Source organism: Pseudomonas sp. C6002, from assembly GCF_013385805.1.
Lineage (GTDB): Bacteria > Pseudomonadota > Gammaproteobacteria > Pseudomonadales > Pseudomonadaceae > Aquipseudomonas.
The window spans coordinates 5281-16998 of sequence record NZ_JACAPH010000023.1; the positions used below are offsets into that span (position 1 = coordinate 5281).

The following is an 11718-nucleotide window of genomic DNA, read 5'->3' on the forward strand; positions in this document are numbered from 1 at the left end:
CCCGCTGCTGCTGGCCGCCGGAGAGGAACGCCGGGTATTCATTGCGCTTGGCGGCCAGGCCAACCCGGTCGAGCAAGGCTTCGGCGCGCTCGATGGCTTCGGCCCGGCTTTCGCGCAGCACCTGGGTCGGCGCTTCGATCAGGTTCTCCAGCACGGTGCGATGGGGCCACAAGTTGAAGTTCTGGAACACCATGCCGAGTGTCGAGCGAATCCGCACCAGTTGCCTGGCGTCGGCCACCAGCGGTGCGCCGGGCCGGCCGTAGTTGAGCTTGATGCTTTCACCGTCGACGTGAATGCTGCCCTGGTCCGGCACTTCGAGCATGTTGATGCAGCGCAGCAAGGTACTTTTGCCCGAGCCGCTGGCGCCGATCAGCGAGATCACCTCGCCTTCGTGGGCGGTCAGGGAGATACCCTTGAGCACCTCGATATTGCCAAAGCGTTTATGCAGGTCGAGCACCTCGATCATCTTCTTCGCAGCCACCGGCTGTACGCTGATGATTTTCGCCGCAGGCTCGATTCGCGGTTCTCCGGCGAGCTTGGCGACGAAGCGGCTGATACGTTCACAGGCTTCGGCCAGTCGCGCTTCACCCAGGGTAAACGACAGCCGCACAAAACCCTGGGCCGGCTCGCCGAAGGCCGCGGCATCCAGCACGGAAACCCCTGCTTCGCGGAACAACCGCCAGGCGAAATCCAGGGAGCCGAGGCCGGTGTCCCGCACATCCACCAACACGAACATGCCTGCCTGCGGGGCCCGCACGTGAATGCCCGGGCAACCGCCGAGGCCTGCTACCACCAGGTCGCGGCGACGGCGGTAGGTTTCGCGCATGCCCTGGGTGACTTCATCGTGGGCCAGCACGGCGGCGGTCGCGGCCTCCATCACGAACCCCGGCAAGCCGTAGAGCATGCTCAATACCAGGGTTTCCGCGTGGGCCACCATCGCAGGCGCGGCGACGATCCAGCCGATGCGCCAGCCGGTCATGGCATGGGACTTGGACAGGCTGCCGATCACGATGCAGCGATCGGCCATGCCCGGCAACGCGGCCAGGCTATGGTATTCGCCATCGAACACCAGGCTTTCGTAGACCTCATCCACCACTACCCACAGTTCATGCTCGATCGCCAGGTCGGCGATCACCTGCAATTCCTGAGGGTTGAGGACAACGCCGGTGGGATTGTTGGGGTTGGAGAAGAAGATCGCCCGGGTGCGAGGCGTAATGGCGGCAGCCAGCAGTGCCGGGTCGAGGCGAAAGCCCGAGTCGGCGGAACACGGCACCCGCACCAGCGTTGCGCCGCTGGCCTTGAGGGTCGCTTCGTAGGTGACGTACATCGGGTCGAGCACGATCACTTCATCACCGGCCTGCAACAGGCATAGCGAGGTGACGAACAAAGCGTTCTGCGCACCGGCCACGGTGATGACGTTTTCAGCGTCGAGCGGGCGAGCCAGGGACTGGCTGTAGCGCGCGGCGATGGCATCGCGCAGTGCCGGGCGGCCGGGGATTTCGGTGTAGTGGGTGTCGCCCTGGCGCAGGGCCTCGACGGCGGCGTCGGTGATGAACGAGGGTGTGGCGAAATCCGGATCGCCCACACTCAGGATGATGATGTCTTCGCCTTTGCTGCTGGCCTGGAAGGCGGCGTGGTGGATGTCCCAGGCGGCTACGCCCTGCCCTGCAATTCGCTCGACAAAAGGTGAAAACCGCATGCCAGTGCCTCTCGTTCAATCAGAAAAAGCGCAAGCCCGCCTGTTACCAGGCAGGGGGTGCAGCCAACATAATTGAAACTGAACACTCGTTCAACGGCAAACTTCACCGGATGTCGTTAACAGCTAAAACAGGTCGTTGTGGTGGTTTGCCCATCAGGTTGCACTGGCGGTCCTGCAGTTCTTCGGCGGAGGCCAGGTTCCATTCCTTGAGCGTCAACCGCGTGGTCAACAGTACGAAGTTGCCGTTCGCCGCCGGTGCCAACAGCAAGCTGTAACTGGCCATGGCATCGCCCTGGGCCTGCACGTAGTCATTCAGGATGGCCAATGGGTCGCGCAGGTCGAATTCCACCGCCGACAACGTACGGGCACTGTAGGTATGCCCCTGCAGTTTTACCGGCAGGGTTTGCCAGTGCTCGTCGAGGGTTGCCGCGCGTTCATTGAGGGTGTTGAAAATGTCGGGGCGCAGGCAGGCGATATGAATGTGCAACTGGTTTTGCGTGCGGCCATACCGCGAGTTGATCGCCAGGGATACATAACGGTCGGCAATCGGTGTTTGCAGGCCGGCCGAGAGTACATCGTGGTGTTTCCAGGCCTGGGCAAAGTAATGCGGCAACAAGTCCCGGGCCAGCGCGACGTCTTCGATTCCGGTGACTTTATCGGTGGGGATCAGTAAGTCCTGGTACGGGCCGTTAAGGTCCTTGAGCAGCGCGAACCCCTTGTCCGGATCAACCTCGAGGCAGGGGCGCGGATTCTGATGCTGGTTCTGGTCGGGCACGCATTGACGGCTGACGATCTGCCACAGCACATCGGGATTGCCGCGCCATTTCCAGGCGGCTGCCACCGCCACCACACACAGCAAACCACCCATGATCTTGAACAACGGACCGCGCTTCATGCCAAAAACCTCAACGCCAAAGGAATGTCTTTTGTTGTTTTGCAGCTGCAAGACATCCCTGTCGCAAAGGTTAACGCTGGGCCGGGGCCATGAACTCCGGCCCTACCGGGTCTTTTATCGTGCTGGCCAGAATACGGTCGATATGTTGCAGGTCGTCGGCCGTGAGCTGCCAGCCGAACGCATCTTCAACGCCTTTGAGCTGCTCCGGCCGGCGGGCGCCCCACAGTGCAACCGTGGGGCCCTGGTCCAGCACCCAGCGCAACGCCAGGGCCAGCACAGACTTGCCGTGGCATTCGCGAGCGTACACGTCCAATGCCGCGACCGCCGCCAGGTACTGCTCAAAGCGTGGCGCCTTGAATTTCGGGTCGAGCTTGCGCACGTCACCCCCGGTAAAACCCGTGGCCGCGTGCATGCTGCCGCTCAACAAACCCCGGCACAGCGAACCGTAAGCCAAAACCACCAGTGAATTTTGCTTGGCGTACGGCAGGATATCGCTGTCGATCGCCCGCTCAAACAGGTTGTAGGGCGGCTGCACGGTGTCCAGGTGCGTGTACTGGCGGAAATCGTCCATTTGCGCAGGCGAATAATTGCTCACCCCCACGGCAAGGATCTTGCCTTCACGGCGCAGTTTTTCCAGCTCGCCGGCGGTTTCCTCCTGGGCTACCAACGGGTCGGGCCAGTGAATCTGGTAGAGGTCGATGTAGTCGGTTTCGAGGCGCAGCAGTGAGTCTTCGATTTCCTTGCGGATACGTCGGGCCGTGGCATTGCGGCGCACCGTGCCGTCGTCCCATTGCAACCCGGCCTTGGTGGCGATCACCGCCGTGTGGCGTACACCGCGCAGGGCCCGGCCGATCAGTTCTTCCGACAGCCCAAGGCCGTAGACCGGCGCACTGTCGATAAAGTTGATGCCGCTGGCCAGCGCATGGCGAATGGTCTTGACCGAGACCTCATTATCGGCGCCGCCCCACATCGAGCCACCCATGGACCAGGTGCCCAGGGCAATCCGCGAGACGGCGTTGTCGATGCCCGGGATCTTGATGGTTTCGATACTCATGAAAAAGCCTCCGCCAGAAACAATCAGTAAAAAAACGATTACTCTAGATCATCCGTGGTTGAATCGGGCTCAACGCCGCGTGCAACCCAAACCCCATAAAAGGTGCTTGATATGGCTGCGTTCAATCGCTCCGAGTTGGCCGACCTGAATGTCTTCATGGCGATCATCCGTCGCCGCAGTTTCCGGCATGCTGCCAATGAACTTGGCGTCACCACCTCGGCCCTGAGCCACACCATGCGCAACCTGGAAACGCGCCTGGGGGTCAAATTGCTGTATCGCACCAGCCGCGCCGTAGAGCCTACCGATGCCGGCGTGGTACTGGCGGAAAAACTCAGTGCCGGCTTTGCGACGATCCAGGACGGCCTCGACACCCTCGAACTGTACCGCGAGGCGCCGATTGGCCGCCTGCGCCTGAACGTACCCCGGGATGCCGCGGTGCTGCTGATTTCGCCGGTGCTCGGCGAGTTCACCCGCACCTACCCGCAACTGCGCCTGGACGTGATGATCGAGGACCGCATTCTCGACATCGTCGCAGAGGGCTACGACGCAGGGATCCGCTATGGCGCCACGGTGCCCCAGGACATGGTGGCCGTGCCGCTGACCGGCGAGCTGCGCTGGATCATGGTCGCCTCCCCGGCCTACCTCGCACAGGCAGGGACACCTGCAGTGCCCAGGGACTTGCTCACGCACTCCTGTGTACGCATGTACCTGGGCGACAAGACCACCTACAAATGGGAACTGGGCAATGGCGTACGCCAGCAGCGGCTCGATGTGCCCGGCCACTTCAGCGCGGCCGACACCCAGACCATCGTTGATGCGGCCCTGCAAGGCGTGGGTATCGCCTACTGCCTGGAGAATCGCGTGCTGGCGGAACTGGCCGACGGGCGCCTGTTGGAAGTGCTGCCCGACTGGGCCTGCATCGGCGCGCCGCTGTGCATGTACTACCCCAGCCGGCGTCAGTCGCAGCCGGGATTGCGCCAGTTGATCGACATGATTCGGCTGAGGACCGCGGCGCGCCCTTAGCATGGGCGCGTAAAACGCCGTATCAATCTGCATGCCAGTGGGATGGAATCGCTGAGGGGGCATCGGGTACGAAGAGTTACACCCGCTGGTGCGAAGCGCTGCTTGGGTGTACTCGATAAATTACCGGATCCCCTCCTATGACAATTGCTCCTACTCAGGCTACGGCTTCTTTCATTCCTTTGAACGCACCTGACAAGCCGCTTCCCCCGGCGCGGCTCCTGGCCGCAGCGCCGGAAAATGCCGCTCCAGGCTCCCCCGGGACCAGGATCCCCAGCCCGCGTGCCGATGCCGACGGTGAACTGGCAGGCCAGGTAGCCAGCGCGCTGCGTCAGGTCAAGGGCGACGGCCATGACGACGCGATCATGGTCGAGAACATTCCGCCGAACTCAACGTTCGGGCAGTGGTGGTCGCAGTTGGGGCGTGCCATGGAGTCCCCGCAAGTCCGTGACTGGATGAGGGAAAACGGGATAAACCCCAATTCAGTGATGATTGACCCCAATACCGGGAAGATCACCTACCAGCGCAGGCCCTCCGCCGCCGCGCAACCCAACGGCCCCGATGACAAAGGCTGGGCGCAGGTGGGCGCACAGGTCAGGGACGCCGCACGCGTTATCGGCGACGGTAACCCGATCCCCTTCAAACCGCCGCTCTCCCAAAACAGCAACAGTGCCCCCCTGTGGTTGGTGAGCCAATTCTACAAAGAGCAAGAACATATCCTGCCGGATCATGCCCACGAGCGTGCAGATGAGTTGGCGCGCGACAAGGCTTTTACCGGCGTGAGCGGCCCGCGTTTTGCGGACCTGCACGAAACCCGTGGTGAGGATGAGGTTGAGCGCCAGAAAGCCCTGGTGGGCAATACCCAGACGCTGAACACCGTGGGGCGTGAACTCAATTACCTGCTTGAGCGGATTCGATCGGGCAGCATTGGGAGCGGTGACGTTCTCGACTACCTGCAAAAGAATAAAGTCGAGCTTCACCCCGACAGCGCTTACCGCCAGGTCGGGAGCACCGACTCAGGGAGCACCATTAGCCTCAAGGAATTCCTTGAGATCAATGGCTGGGACGTGCCAACCACGCCCGAGGAGGTGGAGAACCTGACGAATTATCTGCTCAGGCCTGAACTCCAGACGCCGCTCCATGGCAATTATGGCGGTGCGCTGGAATGGCAGCCCCCGCTTGCGCCCGAGGCGGCGAATCAGCTGCGGTCCGACCTGCGCCGCGGCAAGATCGGCGACGTTGATTTGAACGGCGCCAGGAACGTAGTGGAATACCTCATGCAGGGCAAGTCGTTCACGCCTTCCGAGCTGGCTGACCCGCAGCGGGTGCTCGACTCGCTGATCCGCTCCCCCAAGGGCAAGGCGTTGGGCGAGGCCCTCCAGGCAAAATTTGACGCGCAGTCCATCAAAGGCAGTGCCACTGATTGGCTGTTGGCGGCCATGAGTGTGGACAAAGACAACTCGTTCCGCGCGACAGACCCCAGGTCCAGGCATCACATCGCCGGTTTTGCCGTGACCGGGAACAGTACCTGGGGCAAACCCGCATCCGGTATCGTCAGCCGGTTGGCCGAACATCTTGTCAGCACCGGCAAGGCATCGTCACCCGAGGCAGCGGCGCTACAAGCGCATCTGCTGCTCTCCACCCGCGCTCCGGAGTTCCTGGTTAAAGACATCCCGGACCAGGTCACCCCGGGTTCACATAGTTGGGTCAGTTTTGTCACCGCGGTAGAACGCATCGAAGCGCAGTCTCCGGGTTCAACCGCAGGGATGTCCTACGGGCAGGTCATGCTCCACGCTGAGGTCGCGCCGGTCTCCGCCCAGGAGCGTTATGTCGAATATGCCGCCCAGCAAGAGGCGCTCAAGGATTGGGGAAGCGCGAACGGTATGCCGTATCCGGTGACCGAAGGCCAAATGAATGATGTACGCGATGCATTCGATGCGCAGATCACCGAGCTGAGCGCGGCCAGTCAAACACAGAGCATGCCGATGCCATTACGCAAGGAAATGGCCCTGGAGCAGTTGCGCAAAGCCCTGCCGGGCATGGATACGGCAACCCTGGAAGACAAGAGCATCACGCTGGAACCCGCCCATAGCGATTTCCCGGGGCCTTATTCGATCCTCGACTTGTATATGAAGGACGCGCTTCACCATCGACCTGGCGTCGAAGAACCACCGGCCGTAGGGGTACTTGGAATTGGGCCCCCGCCCCCCGCTGACAATCATTGGGTGACCTCATCCAGTACGTTGAACCTCAGCGAGGTGCTGGAAAAAACCAAAGACCTGCCAAGTATGCCGAACGTGTTCCAGGACGCGTTCGGGGAATACGCCGACGGCATCGAAAAAAGCGTCGCGGCCCAGGTCAAGTGGATGGTTTCGCGGCTCCCTGAAGAAGACCGTAAAAACCTGGAATACGGCGAAATCACAGTGGTCAGGGAAGTCGACGTCGATAAGGACAACTTTGGCAAGGAAACCCGCAAGCGGGTGCCCGAAGACAATTGCCTGCTGGTGAAAACCAGGCGCAAAAACCAGGTGCACACCTACGAAATCAATCTCAGGACCGCGAAGATTACCGAGCGTACGGACCTGGGTGACTTCACGGCAGGCAAACAACCTTCCAACCACACCCATTACCATAAAGACCTGGAAGAAGTCATACCTTCGGGCGAGTACGCACCCGGGTTGACGGATGAAAAAATCCAGGACGCCAACCCCAAGAGCTTTGGCAGTGCCCGAACGTCTTATATTGCCGATGCCATGGTGACGGATGTTGATATCCGGTCATTCAAAAAAGAGGCCGAGGGGGTCACCACGCTTGATACCGAGGTTCCCTTTTACAAGAAAGTCAATGAATTCCTCCTCAACCTGATCCCCTTGAGGTCGGCAATCGTCAACTTTCAAAACGGCAACATCGGCGAAGGTGTCGGCGACCTGGCCCTGGATATATTTGGGTTTGCCGTGGGCCTCGGTGCGGCAGCCAGGGGGGCCAAGGCCGTGGCCGCCGGCGCATCGGCTTTCAGCAAGTTCGCCCAGGGCGCGAAGATTGTCGGGCGCGCGGCGCTGGGGAGTTTCAATCCGTTGAGCGGGGCTGATGATCTGGCCCGGAGTGCATTGAAGCTGGGGCGCACCACGCTGACCGCTGGACGTAACGGCGTCAATCATCTGCGTGGCGCCTTGCGCAGTGTCGACCTGACGTCACTGGCGAAAAAGCCCGGCATTGCCGAAGGCACTTACAAGGCGGCCAATGCGACCGAAGAAGCCAAGGTGTTTGCGAAGTTTGATGATGCCACCGGTAATTGGCACGCCTTGAATGTGAAAACCAGACAGCCCTTTGGCGAGCCGCTGGAAAATTTCAAAGCTGACGCCGTGCCGGTAGAAGCGCTTCGCGACAAACTGGAGAAGCTCCATGCCAAAACGGGATACACCGGGACAATCTGCTACGAAAAAACCATGTTCGTCGGGATGGCAGACAATGCACTCCCGTTGAAAACTCGCGAGGCCGTGCTGGGCAGTGTGGCCAGGAGCGGGGATTCCAATTACACGCAACGCTACAAGGATCTGATGGGTATTACTGCGGAGAATACCAGCGCCGTATTCAGGCCCGCGGACATTACCGAATCAGGCGTTATCAATTTCATGAGCAATAGAGCAGACGGCAATATCGTACACACCGCCTATATTCAAAAGAGCAGTGATGGAAAGCTCTATATCTACAACACCAACCAAGCCGGCCTGGACAAAGCCATGTTCGATGCCACTGGCACTCTTGATCAATCGGTCGGTGCAACGGTATTCAGTCTTGATAATGACGGGCTGCAAAAGTTTCTCGACTCGGGGTTCACCTTCTCCTTCACCCCAAACAGCACCCTCAATGCCAACGTAACACGCCTGGCGACCTGACAAACCGCGCATTGTCCGAGCAGGCAATGCGCGTTTTTTGAACCTCTCTCTCCCGGCAAACCTCAAACGTTCACACAGACCATGCCCGGGACTATTCAATGACCTTCATCCTATGGATGGCCGTACTGGGCGCGGTGTTGCTCACCCTCGCCCTCACCTCCTCCTACCTGCGCTGGATGCCGGTCACCACCTCGGCGGTGTGCCTGTTGCTCGGCGTGGGTATCGGCCCGCTGGGCATGGACCTGCTGCATCTGGACATCAAGGCCTCGGCCAGTTGGATGGAACACCTGACAGAAGTCGCGGTGCTGTTTTCGCTGTTCGTCAGCGGGCTGAAACTGCGCCTGCCCCTCAAGCACCGAACCTGGCGCATTGCGTTTGGCATGGCCGGGCCGGTGATGCTCTTGACCATCCTCGGGACGTGCCTGGTGCTGCATTGGCTGCTGGGGTTGTCGTGGGGGGTTTCACTGCTGGTGGGGGCGATTCTTGCGCCCACCGACCCGGTGCTCGCGGGCCTGGTGCAGGTCAATAACGCGCAGGATTATGACGCGCTGCGCTTCGGTCTTTCCGGTGAGGCAGGCTTGAACGACGGCACGGCCTTCCCGTTCGTGATCTTTGCGCTGATTTTCATGCAGCACGGCGGGTTCGACGGTGACTGGCTGGGCGGCTGGGTGCTGAAAAACCTGCTCTGGGCCGTACCTGCCGGGTTGCTCGTGGGCTACTGGATGGGGCGTGGCATCGGTCGCGTCACCCTGAAGATGCGTATCACCAATGCCGACAGCACCCTGTCACCGAATGACTACCTGACGCTGGCCCTGATCGCCCTCGCCTATGTGGTGGCCGAAGCCATCGGCGGCTACGGCTTCCTGTCGGTATTTGCCGCCGGCCTGGGGCTGCGCCAGGCCGAGTTCAAGTCCACCGGCAACTCACAAACCCCGGCGGAACATCTGGCACAGCCGGTGGTTGGCCACATGGAAGTTGAGCCGGAGCATGCGTTGCATGGCGATGTCGGGCAACTGCAGGACACGCAAATCGCCGCCGGGGTGATGATGGGCGACATGCTCGCCTTTGGGGGGCTGGTGGAGCGTTCGATGGAAGTGTTCCTGGTGACCTTGCTGGGCGTGGTGCTGGTCAGCCATTGGGACTGGCGGGCGCTGGCGGTGGGGGCGGCGCTGTTTTGCGTGATTCGCCCCCTCAGCGTGCTGTCGATACCCTGGGGCGGCTTGCTGAATCGCCATCAGCGCGGGCTGGTGGGCTGGTTCGGGATTCGCGGGATCGGCAGCATCTACTACCTGTTCTATGCCATCAACCACGGGCTGGTGGGCACCAGCAGTGCGGTCGCGGTGAACCTGACGCTGTCAGTCATTGCCCTGAGCATCGTCGTTCATGGTCTCAGCACGCAGCCGATGCTGGCGTGGTATGAACGACGTGCCCAGGCACAACAATGACGTCTACTCCTGGTTTTCAGTGTTGCCGACGTCAGCGGCATCATCCAGGTCGTTAAGCGGTACTTCGGCATCATCCATCAATGAACCCGGGTCTTCATTGCCCGGGTCATTGAGTTCATCGTCTTCGTCTATTTCAACTGACATCACCGTCTCCTCTAACCGCCTTGGGTATCGATATCGGCATCGGTTTCAGGCTTGGGCTCGCGCTCGGGCTTGAAGTCTGGACTGTAGTCGTTTTCCTTGGCCTTGGGGTCGCTGGCAGGCTTGGGGTCTTTTGGCGCGTCGGCCGCGGTGCCGGGGGCCGGTTCGCCGCGGTCGATGGCGGGATCGTTACGGTTGCTGGTTTGCGGGTCGTTGTCTGTGCTCATGGCTCACCTCTGTTGGAAAACGCAGACTGCGTAAAGGTAAGGTCCCGTGCGGGTCGGTGAAGTTCCAATTGCTTATGAGCCGGGATTGTCCACCTGGATGTAAAACGCGTAGGCCCCCAGCATCACCCAGAACACCATGAACAGCCAGGGCGCGCGCATCGAGAACAACAGCGACTTGCGATAGCCCTTGTGGGACGACTCCATCTCACTGAACAGTGGCGACTCATCGTAGGCCAGGCCCATCACCGGCTCGCTGCGCAGCAGTTCGCTCTGCTTGTAATGCCAGTGGTCGATGATTTCGTAGGCCGCCCGAATCCCCGGCCAGGCGTTGAGGGAACTGAGAATGCCCAGGGTCGCCAGGAACACGGGCACCACCAGGGTGAACAGCTTGCCCCATTCGGGGTTCAGGTTGCCCATGCCGGACACGAAGGCGATCACCAGGAATGACTGGGCCGTGAGGTAGGCGTCGGTGCGGTTGGCCAGGATGCTGGTTTCGTACTGGATTTCACGCCGGTAAAAGTCGAGACGGTCCTTGGGCGAACCGAAAATCTTAGCGTTGTGTTCGCTGTGGTCGGTCAGGCTCGATTCCGGGGTGTCGGGTGAGATGATTCTGGGCACATCCGTGCTCCGTGCTGGCATTTGAAGCAGTTTAGAAGAACCGGGCTGGTGCAAAGTTCAAGTAATCAGTGCACCGTTTTGAGGCGATAGGGCCGCATCGGTGGCGCGGGAGCTTGGGCCCGCTGGACCGGGACAGCGCTCCAGTGCGCATCGGTCTGATTCCTTTTTGGGGCCGCTGCGCAGCCCAGCGGGAGCAAGCTCCCTCGCCACCAGGTGGATGGCACAGGCATTGCTTTAGTCCTTTATCTGCCCGGATACAGGAGCAATCGTTACCCCCCGACCCAGAGCCCACCCCAAAAGAAAGTAAGGACCAGGCCTGCTGGCACCATCAGCCACGGGCTCATAAAAAAATGCGTTTTCTAAAGCGGCAGTGCCAAAGCGCAGTTAGTCCCGGCACTGACAAGGTAATTGGAATGGCTCGATCTTTCTTTGATGAAATGAATGACGCACAAGGCGTTTGCCGTGCGCATTATCAGGAATTCTCCCGCTGGCTGGCCAACACGCCGCCAGAACTGCTGGCCCAGCGCCGCCGTGAAGCCGACCTGCTGTTTCACCGCGCGGGGATCACCTTCACCCTGTATGGCGACGAGCAAGACACCGAGCGCCTGATCCCCTTCGATATCATCCCCCGCAGCATCCCCGCCAGTGAGTGGAGTGTCATCGAGCGTGGCTGTATCCAGCGGGTGAATGCGCTGAACATGTTCCTTGCCGACATCTACCACG

At 60.7% G+C, this 11718-nt stretch carries 10 protein-coding genes; 4 read left to right on the forward strand and 6 right to left on the reverse strand.

Annotation, left to right across the window (positions count from 1 at the left end; translation table 11 throughout):
• The 3 genes from HX817_RS31495 to HX817_RS16020 all read right to left on the reverse strand — a co-directional run.
• Nucleotides 1-1699: aminotransferase class I/II-fold pyridoxal phosphate-dependent enzyme (locus tag HX817_RS31495; RefSeq protein WP_177040560.1), on the reverse strand; the 1699-nt coding region annotated here is incomplete at its 3' end.
• A gap of 103 nt (nt 1700-1802) precedes the next feature.
• Complete coding sequence (locus HX817_RS16015) at nt 1803-2594, reverse strand: CDP-diacylglycerol diphosphatase (RefSeq protein WP_102369106.1); 792 nt, start codon at nt 2592-2594, stop codon at nt 1803-1805.
• A gap of 70 nt (nt 2595-2664) precedes the next feature.
• Nucleotides 2665-3648, reverse strand: coding sequence for an aldo/keto reductase (locus tag HX817_RS16020; RefSeq protein WP_177040561.1), 984 nt, complete (start codon nt 3646-3648; stop codon nt 2665-2667).
• A 111-nt stretch (nt 3649-3759) separates the two neighbouring features.
• Between HX817_RS16020 and HX817_RS16025 the strand changes: the two genes are divergently transcribed.
• From HX817_RS16025 to HX817_RS16035, 3 genes are all read left to right on the forward strand, one after another.
• Entirely contained in the window at nt 3760-4671 is a 912-nt protein-coding gene (locus HX817_RS16025; protein ID WP_177040562.1) for a LysR family transcriptional regulator, read from the forward strand.
• Between the two features lie 137 nt (nt 4672-4808).
• Entirely contained in the window at nt 4809-8564 is a 3756-nt protein-coding gene (locus HX817_RS16030; protein WP_256348755.1) for a hypothetical protein, read from the forward strand.
• A 98-nt stretch (nt 8565-8662) separates the two neighbouring features.
• Complete coding sequence (locus HX817_RS16035; protein ID WP_177040563.1) at nt 8663-10009, forward strand: sodium:proton antiporter; 1347 nt, start codon at nt 8663-8665, stop codon at nt 10007-10009.
• 3 nt (nt 10010-10012) lie between these two features.
• Here HX817_RS16035 and HX817_RS16040 read toward each other — a convergent pair whose 3' ends face one another.
• From HX817_RS16040 to HX817_RS16050, 3 genes are all read right to left on the reverse strand, one after another.
• Complete coding sequence (locus HX817_RS16040; RefSeq protein WP_003217070.1) at nt 10013-10153, reverse strand: hypothetical protein; 141 nt, start codon at nt 10151-10153, stop codon at nt 10013-10015.
• An 11-nt stretch (nt 10154-10164) separates the two neighbouring features.
• Nucleotides 10165-10377: a hypothetical protein gene (locus tag HX817_RS16045; protein ID WP_003217072.1), complete on the reverse strand. Its 213-nt coding sequence runs from the start codon at nt 10375-10377 to the stop codon at nt 10165-10167.
• 72 nt (nt 10378-10449) lie between these two features.
• Nucleotides 10450-10995, reverse strand: a complete 546-nt coding sequence (locus tag HX817_RS16050; protein ID WP_003217074.1) for a hypothetical protein — start codon at nt 10993-10995, stop codon at nt 10450-10452.
• A 413-nt stretch (nt 10996-11408) separates the two neighbouring features.
• On the opposite strand from HX817_RS16050, the gene HX817_RS16055 reads away from it, so the two are divergent.
• Nucleotides 11409-11718 (forward strand): circularly permuted type 2 ATP-grasp protein (locus HX817_RS16055; protein ID WP_177040564.1); only part of this gene is annotated, 310 nt, incomplete at its 3' end.